The sequence below is a fragment of the Streptomyces sp. NPDC004435 genome, from assembly GCF_042873895.1.
Lineage (GTDB): Bacteria > Actinomycetota > Actinomycetes > Streptomycetales > Streptomycetaceae > Streptomyces.
Genome location: NZ_JBIAMB010000015.1, coordinates 170,891 through 195,555 on the forward strand (window position 1 = coordinate 170,891; position 24,665 = coordinate 195,555).

The 24,665-nt window shown below is 72.1% G+C and carries 14 protein-coding genes; 2 read left to right on the forward strand and 12 right to left on the reverse strand.

Features of this window, described 5'->3' with window-relative positions; all coding sequences use genetic code 11:
• Nucleotides 1–102 precede the first annotated feature (102 nt).
• From ACFYT9_RS26250 to ACFYT9_RS26305, 12 genes are all read right to left on the reverse strand, one after another.
• Complete coding sequence (locus ACFYT9_RS26250; RefSeq protein ID WP_389167807.1) at nucleotides 103–372, reverse strand: hypothetical protein; 270 nt, start codon at nucleotides 370–372, stop codon at nucleotides 103–105.
• Nucleotides 369–1,670, reverse strand: coding sequence for a Na+/H+ antiporter NhaA (gene nhaA / locus ACFYT9_RS26255; protein WP_389167810.1), 1,302 nt, complete (start codon nucleotides 1,668–1,670; stop codon nucleotides 369–371). The genes ACFYT9_RS26250 and nhaA overlap by 4 nt, the downstream gene beginning before the upstream one ends.
• 231 nt (nucleotides 1,671–1,901) lie before the next feature.
• On the reverse strand, nucleotides 1,902–3,449 hold the full coding sequence (locus tag ACFYT9_RS26260; RefSeq protein WP_389167813.1) for an alanine/glycine:cation symporter family protein: 1,548 nt from the start codon (nucleotides 3,447–3,449) through the stop codon (nucleotides 1,902–1,904).
• 344 nt (nucleotides 3,450–3,793) lie between these two features.
• Complete coding sequence (locus ACFYT9_RS26265) at nucleotides 3,794–8,656, reverse strand: DNA repair ATPase (RefSeq protein ID WP_389167816.1); 4,863 nt, start codon at nucleotides 8,654–8,656, stop codon at nucleotides 3,794–3,796.
• 100 nt (nucleotides 8,657–8,756) lie between these two features.
• Nucleotides 8,757–10,790 (reverse strand): SPFH domain-containing protein, encoded by a 2,034-nt coding sequence (locus tag ACFYT9_RS26270; RefSeq protein ID WP_389167817.1) that lies wholly within the window; start codon nucleotides 10,788–10,790, stop codon nucleotides 8,757–8,759.
• Nucleotides 10,791–11,240: 450 nt separating this feature from the next.
• On the reverse strand, nucleotides 11,241–11,525 hold the full coding sequence (locus tag ACFYT9_RS26275; protein WP_389167820.1) for a hypothetical protein: 285 nt from the start codon (nucleotides 11,523–11,525) through the stop codon (nucleotides 11,241–11,243).
• Nucleotides 11,526–11,699: 174 nt separating this feature from the next.
• Complete coding sequence (locus ACFYT9_RS26280) at nucleotides 11,700–12,569, reverse strand: DUF4394 domain-containing protein (RefSeq protein WP_389167822.1); 870 nt, start codon at nucleotides 12,567–12,569, stop codon at nucleotides 11,700–11,702.
• Nucleotides 12,570–12,743: 174 nt separating this feature from the next.
• Nucleotides 12,744–13,763 carry a 2,3-diaminopropionate biosynthesis protein SbnA gene (gene sbnA / locus ACFYT9_RS26285; RefSeq protein WP_387274019.1) on the reverse strand — a complete coding sequence of 340 codons (1,020 nt, stop codon included), beginning with the start codon at nucleotides 13,761–13,763 and terminating at the stop codon, nucleotides 12,744–12,746.
• A gap of 48 nt (nucleotides 13,764–13,811) precedes the next feature.
• A complete protein-coding gene (gene sbnB, locus ACFYT9_RS26290) occupies nucleotides 13,812–14,882 on the reverse strand; it encodes a 2,3-diaminopropionate biosynthesis protein SbnB (RefSeq protein WP_387274021.1) in 1,071 nt (356 codons plus the stop codon).
• Nucleotides 14,879–15,880, reverse strand: a complete 1,002-nt coding sequence (locus ACFYT9_RS26295; protein WP_389167825.1) for a TauD/TfdA family dioxygenase — start codon at nucleotides 15,878–15,880, stop codon at nucleotides 14,879–14,881. Before ACFYT9_RS26295 ends, sbnB begins: the two co-directional genes overlap by 4 nt.
• 48 nt (nucleotides 15,881–15,928) lie before the next feature.
• Nucleotides 15,929–18,397: an amino acid adenylation domain-containing protein gene (locus tag ACFYT9_RS26300; RefSeq protein WP_389167827.1), complete on the reverse strand. Its 2,469-nt coding sequence runs from the start codon at nucleotides 18,395–18,397 to the stop codon at nucleotides 15,929–15,931.
• Nucleotides 18,394–20,976 carry a Pls/PosA family non-ribosomal peptide synthetase gene (locus ACFYT9_RS26305; RefSeq protein ID WP_389167829.1) on the reverse strand — a complete coding sequence of 861 codons (2,583 nt, stop codon included), beginning with the start codon at nucleotides 20,974–20,976 and terminating at the stop codon, nucleotides 18,394–18,396. The genes ACFYT9_RS26300 and ACFYT9_RS26305 overlap by 4 nt, the downstream gene beginning before the upstream one ends.
• A 444-nt stretch (nucleotides 20,977–21,420) precedes the next feature.
• Here ACFYT9_RS26305 and ACFYT9_RS26310 point away from each other — a divergent pair, with 444 nt between their 5' ends.
• Nucleotides 21,421–22,929: a glutamate synthase subunit beta gene (locus ACFYT9_RS26310; protein WP_389167832.1), complete on the forward strand. Its 1,509-nt coding sequence runs from the start codon at nucleotides 21,421–21,423 to the stop codon at nucleotides 22,927–22,929.
• Between the two features lie 123 nt (nucleotides 22,930–23,052).
• Entirely contained in the window at nucleotides 23,053–24,636 is a 1,584-nt protein-coding gene (locus ACFYT9_RS26315) for a molybdopterin-dependent oxidoreductase (protein ID WP_389167929.1), read from the forward strand.
• The last annotated feature ends 29 nt before the right edge of the window (nucleotides 24,637–24,665 follow it).

A 24,665-nucleotide genomic window follows, 5' to 3' on the forward strand; every position in this document is an offset into this window, starting at 1 on the left:
CTCCTCCAAAGGTCGACGCCTCACCGTTCTTACGTGCACGAGCTGATCAGTTTAGTGAGTCGCGCCCCTCTCCACACCCAATATCGACCCGGCGCGAGGGCCTCACCGCATCCGCGAGTGGATCTGCGCCGCGAACAGGCCCGCGAGCCAGGCCCAGGGCAGGTAGGCGGGCCCCGCGGCAGTCCAGGCGACGGCGGACAGCCCGGAGGCGACCACGAGCCCGCTCGCCAGCGCGCGGGGCTCGGGCAGGAACGCCCATGCCTTGCGGGCGCTGCCGGGCTCTCTGGTTTCGCGCACGGCCGTACGGATCACGAGGGCGGCCACGATCACGGCTGTCGCCAGCAGGGCCGAGGCGAAGGACGTGCTCGTCACCGACCGCTGCCCGCCGGGACGTCGGTCTGGTAGCAGTCGGGGATGCCGTCGCCGTCGTCGTCGCGGTTCTCGGCTTCGTACAGCTGCTTGTAGAGGCGGTTGCGGCGGCGCAGGAGGAGGGCGGCGAGGGCGGCGGCGGTGAGGGAGCCGATGAGGACGGCGGCCTTGACGTGTTCGGCCTGGGCGGGGTCGGGGAAGGCGAGATCGCCGATGAGGAGGGCGACGGTGAAGCCGATGCCGGCGAGGGTGGCGAGGCCGAGGACGTCGGCCCAGGCGAGGTCGGGGTTGAGCTGCGCGCGGGTGAAGCGGGCGGCGAGGTAGGTGCCGAGGAAGATGCCGACGATCTTGCCGACGACGAGGCCGATCAGGACGGCGAGGGGTTCGGGGTCGGTGAAGACGTGCCGGAGGGACGCGCCGGAGACGCTGACGCCGGCGGCGAAGAGGGCGAAGAGGGGGACGGCGACGCCTGCCGAGAAGGGGTGGACGAGGTGGGCGACGCGAGCGCCGGGAGAGGCGGTCTCGCCCTTGTCGCGGGTGGTCCGCAGGATGAGGCCCATGGCGACGCCGGCGACGGTGGCGTGGACGCCGGAGTTGTACATCAGCGCCCAGACGGCGATGCCGAGGGGGACGTACCACCACCAGCCGCGGACCCGCAGGCGCTGGAGGGCGTAGAAGAGGACGAGGCCGGCGAACGCTCCTCCGAGGGCCCAGAAGTTGAGGTCGCTCGTGAAGAAGATCGCGATGATGAGGATGGCGCCCAGGTCGTCGACGACCGCGAGGGTGAGGAGGAAGGCCCGCAGGGCGGAGGGGAGGTGGGTGCTGATGACGGCGAGGACGGCGAGGGCGAAGGCGATGTCGGTGGCCATCGGCACCGCCCATCCGTCCGGTGAGCCGCCGCCCGCCTTCGCGGTGAGGACGTAGAGGACGGCGGGGACGGCCATGCCGCACAGGGCGGCGACGACCGGGAGTGCGGCGGTGGCGGGGGTGCGGAGTTCCCCGACGACGAGTTCTCGCTTGAGCTCGATGCCGGCGACGAGGAAGAAGACGGCGAGGAGGCCGTCGGCGGTCCAGTGGCCCACGGCGAGGTCGAGACCGAGGGCGGGTATGCCGAAGTGGACGTCGCGTACGGCCTCGTAGGCTCCGCTCCAGGGGCTGTTCGCCCACACGAGGGCGATCACGGCGGCGGCCAGGAGGACGAGTCCGCCGACGGTCTCGGTGCGCAGGGACTCGGCGATCGCCTGGCGTTCGGGCCAGGGCAGGAGGCCGAAGACGGTCTTGCGTGAGCGTGCCTGGGCCATGGGGGAACCTTCCGGGGCGTGTCGCTGAACGGGCACACGGGCCCTCGGACGCCGACCAGACTTCCCGGCACACCGGCATCGTGCTTCTTGATGCGTTCTTAACACCCTAACGGGTGTGCGCGGGTCTCACCAGGGCGTCGCTGAGCTGCGGGAACAGGGTGAAGGACCCTGCTCTCACCAAGGCGCGAGGTGGGAGCAGGGTCCTTCCGGAGCCGGGCCGCCGGGGGCGGGTCAGACGGTGGTCCTCACCGGCTCCCGGTCGGTGTCCTCGTCGGTGTCGTCGTCGGTGTCGAGGCCGGCGTCGCGGCGCTTGACGAAGGCGAGGAAGGTGTTCAGCTCGCGCTTGACGACGGGGGCGAGGAGGTAGAGGCCGATGATGTTGATGACGGCGAGCATGAAGAGCACGGCGTCGGCCATGTCGATCAGGGTCTGGAGGGTCAGGAGCGAGCCCGCGACCGCGAAGACGGTGTAGACGACCTTGTACGTCAGCTCGCTGGCGCGGCTGCGGCCGAAGAGGTGCGTCCACGCCTTGAGGCCGTAGTAGCCCCAGGTCAGCACGGTCGAGATGGCGAACAGCATGACCGCGATGGTGAGGATGTACGGGAACCAGGGCAGGACCGTGCCGAAGGCGTCGGAGGTGATGGTGACGCCGCCGATGGACTCGCCCGCGCGGGCCTCGGCCCAGCTGGCGGGGTTGGCGATGACGATGGTCAGCGCGGTCATGGTGCAGATGACGACGGTGTCGATGAAGGGCTCCAGCAGGGCGACCAGGCCCTCGCTGGCGGGGTGCTTGGTCTTGACCGCGGAGTGGGCGATCGGGGCGGAGCCCAGACCGGCCTCGTTGGAGAACGCGGCCCGCTTGAAGCCGATGATCAGCGCGCCGAGGACACCGCCGGCGACGCCCTGGGGGTTGAAGGCGCCCTCGATGATCGTGGAGACCGCGGCGGGGACGGCGGTGATGTGGACCGCGATCACGACGAGGCAGGCCGCGATGTAGATGCCGGCCATGGCGGGGACGAGCTTGCTGGTGACGGAGGCGATCGAGCGGATGCCGCCGAGGAGCACGATGCCGACGAGCGCGGCGATCAGGATGCCGAAGAACAGGGCGCCCGCCGAGGAGCCCATCATCCCGTCCTCGCCGCCGGTCACGGAGACGAGCTGGGCGTAGGACTGGTTGACCTGGAAGAGGTTGCCGCCGAAGAGGCCGAAGAACAGGACCATGAAGGAGGCCAGGACCGCGAGGACCTTGCCGAGGGTCTTGCCGTTCTTGCCGAAGCGCTCGGCGAGGCCCTTGGGCAGGTAGTGCATGGGGCCGCCGGAGACGGTGCCGTCGGCGTGCACCTCGCGGTACTTCACGCCCAGGGTGACCTCGACGAACTTGGTGGCCATGCCCAGCAGGCCGCACAGGATCATCCAGAAGGTGGCGCCGGGGCCGCCGATGGACACCGCGACGGCCACGCCGGCGATGTTGCCGAGGCCGACGGTTCCGGAGACGGCGGCGGTGAGCGCCTGGAAGTGGTTGACCTCTCCGGCCGATCCCTTCTCGTCGTACTTTCCGCGCACCACGTCCACCGCGAGGCGGAACTTGCGCAGCTGGACGAAGCCGAACCAGCCGGTGAAGACCAGACCCGCGACGACGAGCCAGGCCACGATGAGCGGGAGCTGGGTGCCGGCGACGGGCACGGAGTAGAAGACGACGTCGCCGAGCCAGCCGGCTATCGGTTCGAAGAATCCGCTGACGGCCTCGTCGACGGACTGGGTGAAGGAATCGAGTGACACGGTGGGGACCTCAGGTGCGCAGGACCGGCCTTGCGGGAGGCGTGACCGGTGTGGGGGTGCGGTCTGTGAGCGAACGCCGTTGTCCGTTCGGCGAGCGGGGTGATCGCTGTCCGCGGACTCGGAGCGTGATCACCTCGGTCGTACGGCCGGGCCTGGCCCGGCACTCCGCGAAGGCGACGAGGGGTGGTGCCACCTGCGGAGTTGCGCATTCCTAACACAGACCACACCCATGAGCCTGTGACCCAAATCACCTCACGCGCAGTAATGCGGAGAATCGCCAGCGGCCGTGACGTGACCGTTATCCGGACACGGGTATCCGTTCAGAGGGCATCTATTTCCGCACGTCAGGAGCGTGGAGAGCGTTGGGCCCTGTCTGCGGGGGCCTCGGGCTGTGCCGCGTGCCGTCCGGTGGGGCGGGTGAGGAGGTGGCGGGGGTCCGTCGCCCGGTCGATCGCCGCTTCGACCGCGGCGATGCGGTCGGCGAGCAGCCCGAGGGCGGCGACCGCTCGGGTCAGAGGGTCGTCGGAGGTGCTGCCCGGCGTCCGGGTGCGGAGGTGGGCGGCGGTGATCTCGGCCCATCGGCCGGCCTGCGCCGGGGTCAGGGTGCCGCGGAGGCCGGCGAGCCTGAGGAGGTTGGCCTCGGCGTCGGTGGTCAGGGTCTGGGCCTCGGCGGTGTAGTGGTCGTCGATGACCGCGGCGAGTTCGGCGCCGTTCATGGCGGGCGAAAGACGGGCGACGATCTTGTTCATGGTGCGGTACGAGCCCTGGAGCCGGAAGGGCGGTTCGGTGCGGGCCTCTTCGGATCGGGCGGCGGAGGCGATGTACTCCGCGTTGACGGCGAGGACGGTCTCGCGGGCGGTCAGCAGGTGGCGCAGGACCGCCAGGATCCGGTCGGCCTCGGCAGGGGCGTAGGGGTGGGTGAGCCGGTCGCGGCGGGCGGTCGGGTCTCCGGCCGCGAGACGGACGAGGAGGTCCACGTCGGCGCGGTCGCGGCCGGCCAGCGGGGCGAGGAGGGGGTGGGAGGTGAGGGCGTTCTCCACGAAGCTGAAGGCGAAGGCGTCCTCCTTGCCGGTGAGGACGTCGCCGAGGTTCCACACGTCGGCGCGGTTGGCGAGCATGTCGGGGACGCGGAAGGCGTGCCCCGACTCGGTGTAGGGGTTGCCGGCCATGCAGACGGCGAAGCGCTTGCCGCGCAGGTCGCGCCCGTTCAGGGTCCGGGTGGCGTCGCAGAGGGGGATGAACTTCTGCAGGAACTCCGGCGAGCAGTGCTGGATGTCGTCGAGGTGCAGCAGGACGTTGTTGCCCGCCGCGAGGGCGAAGGCGATCTTCTCCAGTTCCCGGCGGGCGGTGGCGTCGGGGGCCTCGTCCGGGTCGAGGGAGACCGTGCGCTGGCCGAGCGCCGGGCCGTCGATCTTGACCAGGAGCAGGCCGAGGCGGTCGGCGACGTACTCGATCAGCGTGGTCTTCCCGTATCCGGGCGGGGACAGGAGCAGCAGCAGGCCGTGGGAGTCGCTCCGCTTGGCGTCGCCCGCCGCGCCGAGCTGCTTGGCGAGGTTGTCCCCGATCAGCGGGAGGTAGACCTCGTCGACGAGCCGGTTGCGGACGAAGGACGCCATCGTCCGGGGGCGGTACTCCTCCAGGCGGAGCCGTTCGCGTTCCTGGGCGACGAAGGCCGTGCGTCGCTGGTGGTAGGCACGGTGGGCGGGCGCGTCGTCACGGGCGAACGCCTCGGTCCGGGCCAGGAAGTCGTCGAGCCGGAGGTCCAGTGCGCGGTCCCGTATCCGGGGGTGGGTGCCCAGGAGGCCGGTGGCCTTCGCCGTGGTCGTGCCCTCGGCCTCGTAGCGTTCGAGGCCGGGGCAGAGCTCGAAGGCGACCGCCTCGGCGAACACGTCCTCGTCGTGGGTCTCGCCCGACGCCGACAGATAGGCGGCGAGCCACGCCTCGACATGCTGCCGGCGCGTGTCCGGAGCGACGAGAGCGGCCAGGGAGTCGTCGTACCGGGAGGTGCCGACGGCCCGGCGGAACTTCTCCAGCAGCGTGCGGGCCGGCGCGGACAGGGCGAAGCCCGCGGGTGCGGTGGCGATCTCCTCCACCAGGTACGCGGCGGCGGCGGGATCCCCGATCCGCTCGGCGAGCGCGCGGCGCAGCCCGTCGAGCGCGGAGGGTGCGCCGAACAGGTCGCGGGCGCTCGTCAGGGAGATCGCCCGCCCGGCCCACTCGGCGCGGTCGGCGGCGGTGGCGACGAGGCCCCAGTGAAGCTGCGCCGCCGCACGGGCCCGGCCGGAGTGTCCGAGCGGGCCGGCGGTGGCGTGCAGCGCGAGGATCTCCTCCAGGATCACCGCCGCGTCGTGGTCGTGGACGCCGCGCTCGTACCCCTCGTCGTACGCGCTCTCGGCCGTCCGCCGCGCGAGCGCGTGAAGGTCCACTCCGGCGAGTCGGTCGGCCCCGTGGTCTGCGAGGATGCGGGCGGCCAGGTGTTCGGAGCGGTAGACGTCCGCCGACTCCGAGGGCAGGGGCCGGTCCCAGAAGCGGCGGGTACCGGCGAAGACCGGATCGGTGACGGGCGCGCGGTAGTCGGTGCCGGTCAGCGCGAGGACGAGGGTGTCTCCCGACGGGACGAGCACCAGCTCGGGAGTCTGGCGGCCGACGGCGAACCGGTGCCGGCCGAACCGGATCGTGTCACCGGCGTCGGAGTAGAGCTCCGCGCGGTCCCGCAGGGCGCGGCCGGCCTCCTGGCGGGCGGTGGCGAGGCGGCTCTCCAGTTCCTCCGCGCGGGTCTGGTCGCCGAGTTCGCGCAGTTCCTTCGCCGTACGCCTGATCTTGACGACCATCGGGTCCGACGCGAAGTACGTGTGGATCTCGTCGAGACCGGTCAGGGCCGACGAGCGGCGGCCGATCGCCTCCAGCACGCGGCCCGCGGATCCGGCGAGCCGCTCCGCCCGCCGGACGCGGGCGTCCTGGAGGGACTGCCTGCGCGCGGTGAAGGCGTCGTGGACCTCCGCGCGCTTCTCGGCGAGGGCGTCCAGGAAGGTCTCGGACCGCGCGAAGCGCGCCTCCAGGTCCTCCAGCTGGACCGTCAGCCGGCCGAGCTGGTCGTCGCACTCGTCCGGTGTGCCGGCCGCGGCGAGTGCGCCGGTGACCGCCTGGCCGAGGAGGGCGAGCTCGGCCGCGAACTCCGCCGCGCCCTCCCGCGCGAGGAGTTCGGACCGCCGGGTGGTGAGGACGGCGCGTGCGCGGTTCAGGGCGCCGAGGACGTCGGCGATCCGGGAGAGGATCGCGGTGCGGACGGTGGCGTCGGCGATGTCGAGGCCGGCGATGATCTCACCGAGGGTCCGCAGCGCGTGGGTCTGTTCGTCGATCCGGTCGCCGACGGCGCCCGTCTCCGCCGCGGTGGTGAGCTCCCCGGCCCGCGTCGCCAAGGCCTCGGCCTCGGCGTGGTGGGCGGTGAAGGCGTCGTCGCGGCCGAGGAAGGAGACGGCTCGCCGGGCGGCGGAGGCGATGTCGGCCTCGACGTCGGCGGCCAGCGCGTCGATGGCGTCGGTGTCGGCGTACCGCCGCTCCTTGAGGGTCAGCAGGTGTCCCTGTGCCTGGCGCAGTTCGGTGATCCGGGAGATCCACTCCTCGGCCGTCGCCGGAGCCTCGCCGCGGACGCGCCTTACCAGCCGGGCGATCGTCTCGGCGGACGCGGCGAGCGCCTCCGCGGCCTGGCGGTGGAGCGTCTCCACGGTCTCGAACTCCGCGAGCACCTGCGAGAGCGTGCCGCGGAGCTCGTCCAGCGGGGCGCGCAGGTCCCCGGTCTCCGGTTCTGCCAGCCAGTGGTGGACGTCGGCCGCGCGGACGCAGGCGGCGAGCAGCGCTTCGTACACCTCGCCCGCGGGGGTGAGTTCGGTGGCCTGCCGGGCGAGGGACAGGCAGTCGGAGATTCCGCGGACGAGGTCGGGGTTGCCGATGCGGCCCAGCGGCCCGCCGTCCGGGGGCGTGGTGTGGGTGTCGGCGACGTAGGGCGTCCGCCAGAGCTGCACCGGGTGGACGCGCCCGGGCTCGCCGTCGCCGGTCCGCAGGGCCACCATCGTGCCGTCGTCGAGCAACGCGTGCCCGTGGCAGGAGACGGGGTGGGCGATCTCCTTGCGGACGAGGTTGTAGGGGAGCAGGAGGGTGCGGCCCGCGGACTGCGCGTGGAAGACGAAGAGCAGGTCCTCCCCGTTGGGGGACGTGACGGCGCGGTCGAAGGCGAGACCGGTGGTCTGCGTGTCGAAGGTCTTGGACGGCCCGGAGGCGAGGCAGTATCCGCCGGGGAAGACGAGGCCGGCGTCGTCGGGGAGCCGCAGGCACGCCTGTTCCAGGCCGTCGAGCCGGGCCACCGTTCCGGTCAGGGTGTTGAAGACGAGGTGCCGGCGGGTCTCCTCCTTGTAGGGGCGGACGCGGACGACGGTCAGGGGGCCGACGGTGGCGTGGGCGACCTCGGCGTCGGCCAGGGACTGGAGGGGTTCGTCCACCGGTTCGGTGTGGATGCCTTCGGCGGTCTCCGTGTCGTTCTCCGTCTTGACGGTCAGGCTGCCGCCGACCGTGGAGATGTAGAGGCGGCCGTCGATCGCGATGTGCGGGAACCGGCCCGGGACGTGGTCCTCGCGCGTCGCGTCCGCCCACTCGACCTCCTGGGACCGGGGAAGGACGTGGTCCCGTTCTCCTTGGGCGTCCAGGAACCGCGTCGCGCCGGAGAGGTCGGTCGACCAGCGCAGAACACGCAGGTCATCGCTCTTCTCCCCGGTCTGGAAGACCGCGAGGAGGCGTCCCTCCAGGCGCCGCATCCGCAGCAGGCGGGCGCCGCGGAAGTAGCGGTGCAGGGCCGCGAACTCCCGCCGGAAGCCGGGATCGTCGAGGAGGCCGGGCACGGCGTCCTCGGGCAGCGGGTTCAGGTCCCGGTCGTACAGGGCGAAGACGTCGGCCACCGTCACGTCGGCGCCGTCCGCCGTCGGCGTGTGGCGACCGAGGAGCAGCAGGCCGTCGCCGACGGCGATGACGTCCCGGAGCAGGCAGGCCCGCTCGGTGCGAAGGCGGAGGGTGGCCGCCGGCGTCATCTCGCCCGAGCCGAACTCCGCGATCCGGGCCTCGTTCAGCGTCTCGGCGCGCCGGGCGAGTTCGGCGGCCTGGGCGGTGAGGCGGTCGCGCAGCACCGTGTACGTGTCCTGGTCGATTCCGCTGCTCATCCTCGTGCGCTCCTTGTAGCGTGGTGATGGACGGGTCCGGCGCCGGTGACTCCCCCGTTCGCCGGCACCGGGCCCGTTCTGACCGCACCCCCGTGGGCGGTCAGCTCGTGGCCGCGCCGTTCAGCGCAGCGGCCTCCGCCGGCTCGGTGGCCGGTGCGGGTGCGGGTACGGGTGCGGGTGCGTCCAGCAGGCCGGACTTCATGACCTTGGCGAGCAGTGCGGAGACGCTGAGGTTCTGCACGTCGGTGCTGGACAGGGAGCCGAGCACCGTCGTGAGGTCCCCGGTGAAGGCCCCTGCCTCGTTCAGCCACGGACCCGCCAGTGCGCGGGCCGTCGTGGAGTGGTCGACGAAGCCGTCGACGGACTTGCCGAGCGCGACCGACCCGACGAGCCGGTCGAGGAAGACGGACTCGCCGCCGACGATGCTGATGTCCGCGTTCTCCAGACCGGTGGCCAGCACCGTGGCCTGGGCTTCGGCGACCTGCCGCTGGACGTCGAGGCCCGCGAGCCGGATGTCCTTCTCCGCCTCCAGCCGGAGCCGGTACTCCTCGTGGGTGCGCGACGCCTCGTCGAACGCGGCGACGGCGATCGCCTTCTGGTTGAGTCCCTCGGCCTCGGCCTTGAGCTTCTCTCCGATGGCGGTGGCCTCGGCGAGCGCCTTGGCCCGCAGCCCTTCGGCCTCCGCACGCAGACGGGCTTCGGTGGCGTCGGCCTCGGCCCGGCCGGCCTTCGCGACGGCGTCCGCCTCCTTCTCGCGCACCTGGACGGCGGCGAGGCCCTCGGCGGCGGCTTCGGCCTGGACTCCCTCGGCCAGCCGGATCTTGGCGCGGGCGTCCATGTCGGCGGCCTTGTGGCGGGCCTCCGCGAGGGTGAGCTCCTCGGCGGCCCGGTGGATCGCCGCCTGCTCGGCGGCCTCGGCGGCCTTGATGTCCTTGACCAGCTTCTCCTGGGCCTCGGCCTCGGCCGCGATGACGAGCGCCTGCCGCTCCCGCTCGGCCTCCTCCACGGCCCGCAGCCGCTTGATGGACTCCTCCTGCTCGGCCACCGTCCGGTCGACGGCGACCCGCTCCCGGATCACCTCGGCGATGTCCCGGCGCTCGGCCTCGACCTCCTTCTCCGCGGCGATCCGGGTCAACTCGGTCTCCCGGTCGCGGGCGATGACCTCGAGGAGCCGGTCCTTCTCGATCCGCTCGTTCTCGATCGCGATGACCCGCTCGCGGTTCTTCTGCGCGACGACGACCTCGCGCGCCTGGTTCTCCCGCTGTACGCCGAGCTGCTCCTCGGTCCGCAGGAACGCGCTCTGCGCCCGCAGCCGCTCCTCCTCCACGACCTTCGCCGTCTCCGCCTCCTCGCGGGCCCTGACCGTCTCGATCTCGCGCTTCTGCTTGATCTCGGCGTCCGCCTGACGGCGCTCCAGCTCCAGGATCGCCTCGCGGGCGTCCACGTTCTGCCGGGTGATCTCCTTCTGCTCGTGCTGCCGCAGTTCGTTCGTGCGCACGTTCTCGGCGGCGGTCAGCTCGGTGATCTTGCGGATGCCCTGGGCGTCGAGGATGTTGCCGGCGTCGAGCTGGGTGAGCGGGGTCTGCTCCAGGTAGTCGATCGCCGCGTCCTCCAGGCTGTAGCCGTTGAGGTCGATGCCGATCAACTCGATGATCCGGAAGCGGAGTTCCTCGCGCTTGGTGTAGAGGTCGGTGAAGTCCATCTGCTTGCCGACCGACTTGAGCGCCTCGGAGAACTTGGCGTTGAACAGTTCCTGGAGCGTGCCCTGGTCGCTGGCGCGGGCGGTGCCGATGGCCTGGGCGACCTTGATGACGTCCTCGACCGTCTTGTTGACCCTGACGAAGAACGAGATGCGGATGTCGGCCCGGATGTTGTCCCGGCAGATCAGACCGTCCCGGCCGGTCCGCGAGATCTCGATGGTCTTCACCGAGATGTCCATGACCTCGGCCTTGTGCAGCACGGGCAGCACGACCTGCCCGGTGAAGGTGACGTCGACCTTGCGCATCTTGGAGACGATCAGCGCCTTGCCCTGCTCCACCTTGCGGAACAGTCTGCCGACCATGAACAGCGCCGCGACGGCGACGAGCAGGACGACGGCGACGAGCACGCCGAAGCCCGAGGTGATGGCATCCATAGAAGAACCCCGTGTCGATCGAAGAAAGGACGTACCGGCTCAGGCGGAGTCACGCGCGGAATGCGGTCCGGGCACGCCGCCGACAGCGGCCCGACGGCCGCGGGAGCACCGCGTTCGACGTCGCCGGCCTCCCCCGCTAGAGCTTCCGGACTCCGGCATCCGTGGCGTGGCGCCGCCGTCGCGCTGGCCATTCTGACGGGCCGGTACGGGAAGCCGCATTGCCGGAGTCGGGCAATCTTGACGGGTTCTTGATGCCGGGTCGGGTACGCCCTCCTGTCCGGCGAGCCGCACCGTCACGGCCGTGCCGCGCGCTTCAGGCCGCCCTCGCCGGGCAGGCGCTCCCGGTCCGACGCGCCGCCGGTGATGCCCGGCGGTCGACGGCCACCGCCGCCGCGAAGGACGCGAGCCCGGTCGCTCCCCCGACGACGGGTCGCCGGCTCCGCGACGTGCTCATACGGCGCCAGCGCGACGCTCGCGCCGACGCCGCCTGTCCACCTCGTACATCCCGAGCAGCGCCGTGGCCGCGCTCAGCGGAAAGGCGACGGCCTCGGCGGCCGCGGTGACGCCCCACGCGCGGCCCGTGCTCGTCGCGAGCGCCGCGCACAGCAGCAGTGCGGGGAGGAACCGTCGCCACCGGGGCAGCTCGCCCATCCTCGCCACCCGCACGCACAGGGCGACGGTGAAGACCAGGAAGGCGAGGGCGAACAGGGCGATCGGGATCAGGGTGAGGGGCACGGCCGGGCTCTCTCGGGTCGGACGGAAGGCAGTGACGTCCAGACGTTCCGGCTCACCGGCGCATGATCATATCGTCGGGGCGGAGCGGTGACGCGCCGCGTCCGCCCCCTCGTCGGCGGTGGCCCCGGGTCCTTCCCCGAAGGACCCGGGGCCACCGGCACGACCGGGGTGCCGCTACTTCTGGTCGATGGGCAGAGCCAGGTCGGTGACCTGGTACCTGGCCGGGAAGGCGCCCTGGCCGGTGGCCTTGCCGGTCAGTACGTCGACCGCGTGGAGGCGGTAGGAGGAACCGTTGCGGATGGTCGCGAAACCGTGGTTCGTGCCGGCGGCGGCGTTGTAGTAGATGTCGAAACCGGCGTCGAGGGCGGCGTCCACGCCCAGGTTGCCGGTGGGGGCGAGGGTGCCGGCGTTGGCCGGGGACTGAAGGGAGATCCGGTCGGCCATCGTGTCGAGGTCGAACAGGGTGGTCGCGGTCGCGGTGTTCAGGTCGTTGTTGGTGTACGCGGCGCCGGTGACGCCCATGGCGGTCGACGGCGGCGTCGTCGGGTTGGTCAGGGTGCCGTCGGCGGTGGTGGTGCGCGGCGCCGCCGGGTCGTCGATGTTGTGCCGCAGGTTCTGGCCGGTGTTCGAGATGACCCGGAGGCGGTTGGCCGCGGGGTTGAAGTCCACACCGAACGTGCTGCCGGTCAGGGCGACGGTCAGCTGGGAGACCTTCCTGGCCTTGGCGTCGGTGGTGTTCAGGGTGTAGACGCCGCCCTTGTCGCCGACGCCGTACAGCTTCTCGTTCTGGACCCGGAAGTCGATCCCGACGAGCCTGGTGTCACCGGACAGGCCCGAGACCTTGCCCAGCGACCAGGTCTTCGCGGGCTTGCGCACGTCGAACTCGACGAGGCGCTGGTCCCCGGTCAGGCCGATCGCGTGCAGGGCCTTGTGGTCGTGAGCGGGCCGGGCCTGGGGCGCGGGGCTGGAAGCCGCCAGCGCCGGCGCCGCGCACAGGGCGGCCAGGACGGCCACGGAAGCCGCGGTGAGGGTGCGGTTGCGCATGTCACTCCTTGTTCGGGTCCCCTGCCGGACGGCCGGGACTCGTGACGGCTTCGTCACCGGCGTCGCGGCGGACCGGTGCCCGGTGGGAAAGCCACCCGCACGGCTCAGCGGATTCCGCCTCGGGTGCGCCGGCCGGGTGACACGACCGCGTGCGGCCTCTTCGCCGGCGGGTTCTCAGACCGGCGATCGGCGGGCCGGGAACCCCGCGGGTTCGTGCTGCCGCACCGCGTCCGTGTCCGTGTCGTCGTCCAGGACGTCGTCGCCGTAGAGGGACCGCACCCAGTTCGACTGGTAGACGGTGTCGAGGTAGCGCTCCCCGAGGTCCGGGGAGATCGCCACACAGGTGAGGTCCTCCTCCTGGTGCGTGTCGAGCCAGTCGGTCGCGCCGCTGACGACCGTCCCCGTGGATCCCCCGAGGAGGAAACCCCGCGCGGCCATGGCGCGGCAGGTGCGGATCGTCTCGGACTCCTCGACCCGGACCACCTCGTCCACGTAGGACGGGTCGAGCAGAGGCGGTCGCATGCTCATGCCGAGTCCGGGGATCATCCGGCGCCCCGGGGGGTCTCCGAAGATGGCGGACCCGACGGTGTCCACGGCGACGATGCGCACGGGCCGGTTCCAGGTCCGGAAGTACCGCGCGCAGCCCATCAGAGTGCCCGAGGTGCCGACGCCGACGAACAGGACGTCGATCCGGGGGAACGCCCGGGCGATCGCCGGCGCCGTCCGGAGGTAGTGGGCCTTCCAGTTGTCCGGATTGGAGTACTGGCTGAGCCATGTGTAGCGGGGGTCGGCGGCGCAGAGGCCGCGGACCATGTTCAGCCGGGCGGCCAGCAGGCTGCGGTCGCCGGGGTCCGACACGACGTGCACGTGGGCGCCGAGCGCTTCCATCATGAGACGTGTCGTGAGGTTGCATCGCGAGTCGGTGACGCAGACGAACCTGTACCCCTTGCCGGCGGCGATGACGCTCAGGGCCACGCCCAGGTTGCCGGACGAGGACTCCACCAGGATCGAATCCGCGGTGAGCACTCCGTTCCGCTCGGCCGATTCGACCATCTCGGCCGCTGCCTTGATCTTGATGGAGCCCGCGAAGTTGAAGCCCTCGCACTTGAGGAAGAGCGGCCGGCCGAGCGTCGGCATCAGGTCGACGTAGAGGTCGTCCTCGTTGAACTGGTGAGCTGCGGTGATGACCGGCACGGTGCTCTCTCCTCTTCGGGCTCGGGGGCCGGTGGGACCTCGGGACGCCTATCCGTAGCGGTCCAGCTCGGCGAAGAAGTCGTCGACGACGACGAGTTCGCCGGACCTCGCCAGTCGGTCGTAGACGTACTTGCCGACGGCGAGGTCGAGGACGCCGAGACCGAACGGGGAGAAGACCACGGTCCGGTCCGCCGGCACGGACACCCGGCCGGACATCACGTCGGCCAGCGTGCCGGCGACGAAGTCCCTGTTGCCGGTGAGCATCTCGGTGAGGTGCGGGGAGGTCCGGGCGCGCAGGCAGTGCTCCGCGTCGTCGACGACGTTCGTCGCCGACAGCAGGATCTCGGGGGCGAGGTCGCGCAGCGAGACATGGAGGACCACCGGACGGTGGTCGAACCAGGCGGGCGAGGTGATGTGCGGAGTGGCCGCCACGGTGGCGAAGACCACCAGGTCGCTGCTGCGCACGAGTTGCTCGGGCCCGGCGTGGACGGTGATGTACCCCTCGGCACCGGACTGTTCGAGATAGGTCCTGAAGCCCGCGGCGCTCTCGGGGGAGCGGTCGTGGACGCCGATGTCGGTGAAGGACCAGCCGGTGCCCCGTAGATAGGTGTGGATGTAGCGGGCGATCAGGCCCGTTCCGACGAATCCCACGCGGGTGGCCCGTGGCCTCCCCCGGCTGAGCCAGTCGGCGGCGGAGGCGGCGGACGCCGCCGTCCTGACGGCGCTGATGACCGAGCTCTCCATACAGGCGAAGGGGTAGCCGGTCACCGGGTCGTTGAGGATGAGGACCGCGGACGCCCGGGGGATCCCCGATCTGACGTTCGCCGGGAAGCTGGAGATCCACTTGAGCCCGTCGACGCGGGAGTCGCCCGCGAGGGAGGCCGGCAGGGCGATGATGCGTGCCGTCGACCGGTCGGGGAACCGCAGGAAGGTCGACGCGGGATTCACCGTCCGCCCCGCCGCGTGCAGGTGGTACGCGGACTCGACGAGGCCCTTCACGGTGGTCTCCTCGCCGTCGAGGACCCGCTTCACCTGCCGGCCGGGGACGACGGCGAACGGGGGTACCGAGACGTCCTCCGGCGGCAGGACCGGTTCGGGCAGGGTGTGCAGGGTGTTCATGTCGCCGCGCTCCTCCACCGCTCGCCGGGGGTCGGCTGCCTCTTCGGGTCCGCCATGGCCACCACCACCTGCCGGGACCCCTCGTAGGGTTCCCTGCTGTGCGCGGTACGGATGTTGTCGACGAGCATCAGGTCGCCGTCCCGCCACGCGCGGCGGACGGTGTGCGCCTCGTACACGCGGTTGATCTCCTCGACGGTGCCGGCCCGGACGGGGTCGCCGTTGCCGTAGCGGGTGTCGAAGGGCAGTCCCTCGGGGCCGTACTCCTCGACGAGGAACTCACGCACCTCGGGGTCCATCGTCCACCGGCTGAGGAAGGCGATCTGGTTGAACCAGCAGCGCCGGCCCGTCTCCGGATGCCGTACGACGGCCTGGCGGTGCTGTCGGGTCCGCAGGGATCCGTCCGGCTGCCAGTCCGTTTCGATGCCGTTGGCGCGGCAGTAGGCGTCGATCGCGGCGGGGTCCGTGCTGCCGAAGGCTTGGGAGAGGGTGGCGCCGAGTTCGTCGTGGTAGGCCCGGGTGAGGATCCAGCCCTCCTGCTCGAAGCGGGCCACCTCGTCCTCGGGCAGGGCTTCGAGCACGGCGGCGGCGTCGGCCAGTGCGGTGGCTCCTCCCGCGGCGGGTGCCTCCAGGCACGCGAAGCAGAGGAGGCCGGGGAACCGTCCGGCGTAGCTCAACTCGTGGTGCATGCACATCGGGCGCTGCGGCGGCCAGGCGGCCGACGAGTAGACGCCGTCGGCGTAGGGGGTGCGGGGGGCGAAGCCCTCGGTGTCCCGGGCCGGGCTCGCTCCCAGCGCGGTGAGGACGGCGACGACGTCGGAGACGGTGCGCAGACCGAGACCGGTCACGACGGCCGCTCCGTGCTCGGCGACGGATCCGAGCAGCTCGTCGTGGTGTTCCGCCACCCAGGCGGGCGCCGCCGCCGCTCCCGCCGAACTCTCGATCTCCGGTGGGGCCGTCGGAACCGGTGTGTCGTGTCCTCGGAACAGTGCGGTCCTCATGTCGTTCTCCTGGTTCGTTCCGTGCGTGTCGGAGGGGCTGGTCTCGGCCTACGGACGGTCGGCGTCGGAGCGCTCACCTCCGCGTGCGTCGATGAGCTCGGCCAGGGCCGCGAGGGTCGGAGCGGTCCTCAGGTCGCGCGGGGTCACGACCCTGTCGAGCGCCACGGCGAGTTCCACGGCGGTGAGGGAGGTGCCGCCGAGGTCGAAGAACGCGTCACCCCTCCTGATCGTGGAGGGATCGGTGCCGAGCACCGCCGCCCATGCCTCGGCCAGCCGCTCCTCCGTGCCGGGGCGAGGTGCCTCGCCCCGGCCGGCACCGGCTCCCCACGTCTCGGCGAGGGCGGCGAGGGCCTTGCGGTCGATCTTCCCGTTGGGGGTGAGGGGCAGCGTGTCCTGCCAGTGGCACGAGGTCGGGACCATGTAGGCGGGCAGCAACTCGCCCAGCAGCAGCCGCAGCCGGTCGGAGCCGAGCGTCGGGTCGCCGCTGTGGAAGGCGACGAGGTCCGGCCCGCGCCCCTCCGCCCCGGTGACGACCACCGCGCCGTCACGGACTCCGGGCACCCGCAGCAGAGCCGACTCGACGTCGCCGATCTCCACCCGGAAGCCCCGGATCTTGACCTGTGAGTCGCGGCGTCCCAGGAATTCGAGTCTTCCGTCGGGCAGCCAGCGGCCGAGGTCTCCGCCCAGGTGGAGGCGCTCTCCGGGACGGAGGGGATCGGGCCGGTAGGACTCGGCCGTGCGGTCGGGGTCGTTGACGTAGCCGCGGCCCACGCACACGCCGGAGAAGGCGATGGTGCCGGGCGCACCGAGCGGGACGGGCGTCAGGTTGTCGTCCATCACGTAGAGGCGCACGTTGTGGATGGGCCGTCCCAGGGGGATCCGGTCCCGCCGGGGCGCTTCGCGCATCACTTCGTGGTTGGTGTCGTCCGAGGTCTCGGTCAGCCCGTACGCGTTGACGAGGCTGGTGCCGGGGCTGACGCCGAACCACCGTCTGGCCAGTTCGGCGCGGAGGGCCTCCCCGGTCGCCGAGACGCACTTCAGGGCGGGCAGCGCGCGCGGTGTGCGTTCGAGGGCCTGGACGAGGATGTCGAGGTAGGACGGTACGACCTGGAGCACGCTGACCCGCTCCTCGGCGACGAGGTCGAGGAACCGGTGCGCGTCCAGGACCGCGTCCTGTTCCACCAGCAGGGTCCGTCCGCCCACGAGGGGGCCGGCGAGGAGCTGCCACAGCGAGATGTCGAAGCACTGCGAGGCCGTCTGGGCCACGACGGACCCGGCGTCGATGCGCAGGTCGTCGGTCTTGGCCAGCAGGTGGTTCAGCATGCCGGCGTGCTCGACCATGGCTCCCTTCGGTTCGCCGGTCGAGCCCGACGTGAAGAAGACGTACGCGAGGGCGTCGGACGGTACGGGGACGCCGGGGTCGCTGCCGTCGGCTCCGCTCTCCGTGACCTCGGGGGCGTCGATGACGTCCGGTCCCGCTGCCGTGGCGAGGATCCCGGCGAGGTGTCCGGCGCTGCCCGGCTCGGTGAGGACGACGCGGCACGAGGCGCGCTCCAGCATCGTGGCGATGCGCTCCGGCGGGTAGTCCGGGTCCACCGGAAGGTAGGTGCCCCCGGCCTTGAAGACGGCGAGGACGGCGGCCATCCAGGACAGGTCCCGGGGCAGCACCACGGCGACGACGTCCTCGCTCCGCGTCCCGCGGGCCAGCAGGGCCCGCGCCAGCCGGTTGGCCCTGACGTTCAGGTCGCGGTAGGTCCACCGTCGCCCCCGGTGCACGGCGGCGACGCTGTCCGGATGCCGGCGCGCCCCTTCCTCGAACAGCTCGTGGAGCCGCTTGTCCGGCAGGGTTCGCGGGGGTCCGGCGAGGCCGTCGGTCTGGAACCGTAGCTCCGGTTCCGACAGCAGGCACTGGTGGTCGTGGCGGGCGTCGGGATCGGTCAGGATGCCTCGGAGCGCCACGAGGTGGTAGCCGGCGATCCGGTCGGCGGCGTCGGCGTCCAGGGCGTCGGTACGGAAGCGCAGCATCAGGACCGGTCGTCCGGCGTCCTCCCGTACGGAGACGCAGAGGACCGCGCCGGAGGGCAGGTCGGGCCCGTGCCCTTCCGGGTCGCACACGGCTTCGGGGCGGCTCCGCCGGCTCGCCGGCAGCTGGTCGGGGGGCTCGGTACGGAGGAGGTCCTCCGCCCGGGCGGCGGCCCGTACGAGCTCCCGCCAGGTGCCCGGTGCGACCGTCAGCCGGCACGGCAGGTACCGCCCTCGCCCGGTCGTGCGGGCGAAGGTCACCGCCGTCTCCCCGGACAGCGCCGCGAGGACCTTGGCGTGCGCGGCGAGGTGCAGCGCCGAAGGCGTCACGCGCAGCTCCCGGGCGCGAAGCCGCAGCAGGGCCTCCGTGCCGTCCGGGAGTTCGCTCGCACGGTCGGCCACGCCCCGCACGGGTGTCGTCGTCCAGTGGGGGATCGGGGTCCATCCGGTCGCGGACGCCGTCTCCCCGGGCAGCACGTCATGGGTGAGCGTCATCGGAAGCCGCCTCCGTACTCGGGGTGGTCGGCCGGCCGGGCGGGGTTGCCGGCCCAGCGGCCGTCGTCGGGAACCGTCTCGCCCTTCATCAGGAACGAGTCGGTCTCCAGGAGCACCCGCGCACCGATCCCCACCCCGTAGTGGACGAAGGCACCGACCCCCAGCGTGGTCTCCGGGCCCAGCACGCTCGGCTCCGACTTGAACGCGCCGTCCTCCTGGGAGTGACACTGGACGACCGTGCCCGCGTTGAGCGTGCAGCCGTCGCCGATGGTCACCATCGACCGCTCGGGCAGGCTGCAGCCGTCGTCGAAGACGCCCCTGCCGACCCGGACGCGCAGCAACCTCCAGACGACCGTCTTGAACGGCGTGCCGTTCAGGACGCGCAGGTACGTCTCGGACGGCACCTTCCAGTACCGTTCCCGCCTCCAGAACCGGACGTCGTAGATCGAGCAGAACAGCGGTCCGAGCGGCGCGAACACGGTGACGATCCGCTCGACCAGCACGTAGTAGGCGATCGTCAGCGGGAGCAGCAGGGCGTTGGCCAGGGCGAACGCCCACACGCCCGCCTGTCCGTACAGGTCCGCGGCGGCGGCGAGGAGCACGGTGACCAGGAAGAGGTGGAGCCACGTGGTGGTCAGGTACCAGGCCATGGTCACGGCGTTGTGCCGGTTCTTCGCCGAGAGACGACGGGACAGCTCCGCACCGGAGCGGACCTCGTCGAAGGTGCTGTCGCGGAGCACCGAGCGGGGGATCTCGAAGCTGGGGGAACCCAGCAGTCCGACGTTCTCCCTGAGGGGCCCGTCCACGGGAACCATGACCTTGGTGGCGAGGAGACAGTTGTCTCCCGTCCTGGCACGCGTCGGATAGGCGATCAGGTTGCCGAGGAAGCAGTGGGCCCCGACACGTGTGGGGGACACGCGGAACGAGGTGCTGGAGTAGTCCGCGTTCATGAGGGAGAGGCCGTCGGCGACCATCGTCCCGCTGCCGACCTGGCTCATCAGAGGGCTCTCGTGCTTCACGACCGTCCCGAAGTTCGATCCGGTCTGCTCCACGTGGGAGAGGTCGTATCCGATCCACCGCAGGTAGGGGACGACGGCCGAGCTGTCGCCGAAGAGCCGGTTCAGGCTCCTCCGGTTGGTGAGGACCGTCGTCAGCCGGTGGACGGTGTGGTGGAGGCCGTAGAGCGGGTAGACGCGTCCGGGCACGACGATCCGGCCGGCCAGGCGCGAGACGCCGGCCAGGAGCAGCAGGGCCACGGGGATCCCTCCGAAGAACACGAGGGCGGTCAGCACCAGCAGGCCGCCGTAGAACCCGAGGTCGGAGAGGGCGGCGGCGCCGGGTTCCAGCACGGCCGCGAGTTGCGGAGTCCTGGAGAGCAGGACGTCCAGCCCGCCGACCGCGAGGGGCGCGACGACCGCGGTGGCGACCACGACCTGCCCGATCCCGTGGACGGCGCGCCGCAGCGCACCGCAGCGGGCGGCCTCGACGCCGTGGAAGTCGCTGCCGGAAGGCTGCGCGGGAGACCCGTGCCAGCTCTCCCCCGCGGGCACCGACTGACCGGCGTGGAGCGAGGACGCGTGACCGAGCTGGGAGTGGTCGCCCATCGCGGTCCGGATGTCGAGCACCGTCGACTCGCTGACGACGACACTCCGGCCGAGGGTGACCGGGCCGGTCTCGATCACCGCGTCGCGGGCGCGGTAGCAGCTGATGAGCGAGTCCTTCCGGACGACCGTATGGGCCCCGATGGAGAGCAGATCGGTGCAGACGGGCACGCTGCGGGACAGGACGACGACGCCGCGGCCCAGATGAGCGCCGAGCGCGCGCAGGTAGAACGAGTACAGGGGCGTCCCCACGGCCAGCGCCAGCGGATTCACCCGGACCAGGGTCTTGACCAGCCAGAACCGCACGTATCCGAGGCTCCAGACCCGGATCCGTACCGGCTTCCACCGCCCGACGAGCAGCCACTTGGCGACGATGGGCAGGGCGCACAGGATCGCGAGGACGGCCGCTCCGAACACGACCGAGCGCAGATAGTCGTCGACCGGGCCGTCGCCCGCCGCTATCCATGTGTAGCCGCGCGTGATGATGACGGCGACGAGGAGGGCGTAGCCGAGATAGCTCAGCAGCTGGATCAGTCCGCAGAGGAGGACTCGGGGGCGGCCGGAGGGAGTGGGGCGAGTGCCGGGTTCCTCGCCCACGGGGACGGCGGCGGCCGCCTCGCTCACGGGCCTTGCGGAGGCCGCCTCGGGAGCGGGTGGCGGGGCGCCGGGAGCTTCCGCGCCGATCCGCCCCGACAGAGCCGCGCTCAGGTCGCGGATGGTCGGGTACCGGTACACGTCCCGCATCGACACCGAGGGCAGCCCGGTCTGCTTCCTGACCTTCGCGCAGAACTGCGCCATGATCATCGAGTCGGCGCCCAGCTCACGGAAGAAGTCGCTGTCCGGCGGCACGGAGTCCAGCCGCGCGGCCTCCGCAAGGAGGCGGCTCAGGAGCTCCTCCACGCCGGCGGTGTCGGTCCGGCCCGGGGGCGTTCGGTCGTCCAGGCGGGTGGCCCTTGCCTCTGGCGGATTGCCTCTCATGAGGTCGCTCCCCTGAAGGGTTTCTGTCGTGCGCCGGAGAATCCGGAGGGCGTGGACCGCCCCGAGCCGCACCGGCCGGTGAGCGGTGGCCGGTGAGCGCCGGCCTGTGGTCGCCGGCCGTCAGGTGGTGGCCGGTGAGCGGTGGCCTGTAAGCGCCGGCCCGTGGTCGCCGGCCGCTAGGTGGTGGCCGGTGAGCGGTGGCCGGTGGGCGGTGGTCTGCCCTCCTACAGGTGGTTCGGGCCCGTCGCCCGGCCGGATGGCAGGACGGGGGACTTTCCGGGATCCGTCGCCGGAGGCGGCGGTCCTGGTGCTCGCTGTGCTCGCTTCCGGCCGCGGCGGGGAGGAGCGGGCCGGGCGGTCGGCCGGGGCGGTCCGAAGGGGCCGGCGGACGTACGATGAGGTGTCTTTCATGCCGGTATCTCCCAGAGCCCCGCCGAGGGCACCATGACCGACCCCGCAGGTTTTCTGCACATACCGCGGCGACCCGCGCAGTCCAGGCCACCCGGCGAACGCGTCGGGGACTGGGACGAGCTGCGGGCCGGCAGGCCGCTGCTGCCGGTGGTCTCCGGGCAGGCGCGGCGCTGCATGGACTGCGGCGTGCCCTTCTGCCACGGCGGCTGCCCGCTCGGCAACCTCATCCCGGAATGGAACGCGTACGCCGCCCACGGGGACTGGGCCACCGCCTCGGAAAGGCTGCACGCGACGAACAACTTCCCCGACTTCACCGGACGGCTCTGCCCCGCGCCGTGCGAGGAATCCTGCGTCCTCGCGCTCACCGATGATCCCGTGACGATCAAGAGCATCGAACAGACCGTCGCCGATGAGGCGTGGGCACGCGGATACGTACGTCCGCTGCGGCCGGCCCAGGCGTCGGGGCGCTCGGTCGCGGTCGTGGGTTCCGGGCCGGCGGGCCTCGCGGCGGCCCAACAGCTCACCCGCGCCGGCCACGCCGTCACGGTCTACGAGAGGGCGGACCGGATCGGCGGACTCCTTCGCTATGGCATCCCCGACTTCAAGATGTCGAAGGACGTACTGGACGCCAGGATCGCGCAGATGGCGCAGGAGGGCACGCGGTTCCGTCCCGGCGCGGAGGTCGGGGGCTCCGTGGACGCGGCCCGGGTCAAGGCCGAGTTCGACGCGGTGGTGGTCGCCACGGGAGCGACCGTACCGCGAGAAATGTCATGCCGGGGGCGGGAGTTGGCGGGTGTGCATCAGGCGATGGAGTACCTCGAGGCGGCCAACCGCGCCACACCGTCCAGCCCCGTTCCCCCGTCGCTCTCGGCGCGGGGCAGGGATGTGGTCGTCATCGGCGGAGGGGACACGGGATCCGACTGCCTCGGCACCGCGCTGCGGCAGGGCGCGGCGTCCGTCGTCCAGGTGGACGTCCACCCGCGGCCGGATCGCGACCGTACGGCCGGGGAGCCGTGGCCGCTCGTCCATCCGAAGATCTTCCGGACGTCCCATGCCCACGAGGAGGCGTGGACCCGTGACGGCAGCGACCCCAGAGCCTTCTCCTCCGTCGCGGTGCGCTTCGACGGCGATCCGTCGGGAAGGGTCAGGGCCCTGGTCCTGAGCGAGGTGGAGCCCGGCAGCAGGAACCCCCTGCCGGATTCGGCGCGCGAACTCCCGGCTCAACTCGTGCTGCTCGCGCTCGGGTTCAGTGGCCCACGTCTGGATCCCCGTCTGCTCGGCCCTCTCGGGCTCGCCTCCGACGCCGAGGGCACCTTCGCCCGCACTCCGTCCTTCGCGGCACTCCCGCCGTCACCCGCGCCGGGGCCGGAGGAAGGGGCGCCCGTCGGCGTCTTCGTCGCCGGCGACGCGGGGCGTGGCCCCTCGCTCGTGGTGTGGGCGATCGCGGAGGGCAGGGCGGCCGCCGCCGCGACGGACCGCTTCCTGCGCGGAGCCACCGAGCTCCCCGCGCCGATCCGGGCCACGGACCGCCCGCTCCGCTGACGCCCGCCCGGGCCGGCGGCGCGGGCGTGTCCGCAACCGGCGCCGCACGAAACCGAGTCGGACAGACCGTCAAGTGGTCACCGATCCGGGTGACAGACCAATCCGTTCGGCGGGGCTCGCCGAATACCGCTCGTGAGCAGACTTCGCAGCACCCTCTCCCGCACCGTGCCGGGCGCGTCGGCCGGGCTTCTCGCCGGCTTCGCCGCGCTGGCCGTCGCCGAGCTGGTCGCGGGTCTGGTCCGGCCCGCGGCCGGGCCCGTCACGGTCGTCGGCGGCGCCGTCATCGACCGGACTCCGGCCGCGGTGAAGGACTTCGCGATCCGCACGTTCGGCGAGGACGACAAGACGGTCCTCCAGCTCGGCATCCTCGCGGTCCTGGCCCTGATCGCGGCCGCGCTGGGTGTCATCGCCGTCCGGCACCGGCGGGCGGGCTCGTGCGGTGTCCTGCTGTTCGGGCTCATCGGGGCGGCGGCTGCCGCGAGTCGCCCCGACTCCCGGGGCATCGGCGACATCCTGCCGTCGCTCCTCGGGGCGTCGGCGGGCGCCCTGGTCCTCTACGTACTGGCGGGCCGGGCCTCCCGGTCCGCTGTCCCCGAGGGCAGCGCGGGCGGAGGGGGCTGGAACCGGCGTGGCTTTCTCGTCGCGGCCGGCGTCACCGCCGTCGGTGCGGGGGCGGCCGGGCTGCTCGGCCGGTACCTCACCGGCCGTCAGGCACAGGGAGCCGTCGCCTCTCGCGAGGGCCTCGTGCTTCCCGCGCCGGCGTCGCCGGCCCGGCCGCTGCCGAAGGGAGTCCAGCTCAAGGTCCCCGGCATCACTCCGTTCACGACCCCCAACAACGACTTCTACCGTGTGGACACCGCGCTCGTCGTGCCCAAGGTCGACGCGGGTACCTGGCGGCTGAGGATCCACGGCAAGGGGGTCGCCCGCGCCCGGACCTACACGCTCGACGACCTTCTGGCCCGGCCTCTCGTCGAACGGGACATCACGCTGACCTGCGTCTCGAACGAGGTCGGCGGCCCCTACGCGGGCCATGCGCGATGGCTGGGGGTCCGCCTCTCGGACCTGCTGGCCGAGTGCGGGGTGAAACCGCCTTCGGCGGGGGGCCGGGCCGACCAGCTGGTGGCCCGTTCCGTGGACGGCATGACGCTCGGCTCACCGGTCGAGGACGTCATGGACGGCCGCGACGCGATCCTCGCCGTCGGTATGAACGGCGAACCGCTGCCTTTCGACCACGGCTTCCCCGTCCGCATGGTCGTCCCCGGCCTGTACGGCTACGTGTCGGCCTGCAAGTGGATCGAGGACATCGAGCTCACCACGTTCGACGCCTACGACGCCTACTGGGTCAAGCGGAAGTGGGCTCGCCGGGCCCCGGTCAAGACGCAGTCCCGGATCGACACGCCGAAGCCGTTCGCGCGGCCCGGCGCCGGCACCGTGACCGTCGCCGGAGTCGCCTGGGCACAGCGCCGCGGCATCACCCGCGTCGAGATCCAGGTGGACGACGGCCCCTGGCAGGACGCCGACCTCGCCGCACAGGACACCGTCGACACCTGGCGCCAGTGGTCCTACCGCTGGCAGGCCACCCCCGGCGGACACAACCTCACCGTCCGCGCAACCGACGGCACGGGACGGGTCCAGACCGAACAGCGCACCAGGACCGTCCCCGACGGCGCGAGCGGCCGGCACAGCGTGTTCGTCACCGTCACCTAGACCACCGTCGGCGCGACCGCGCCCACGGA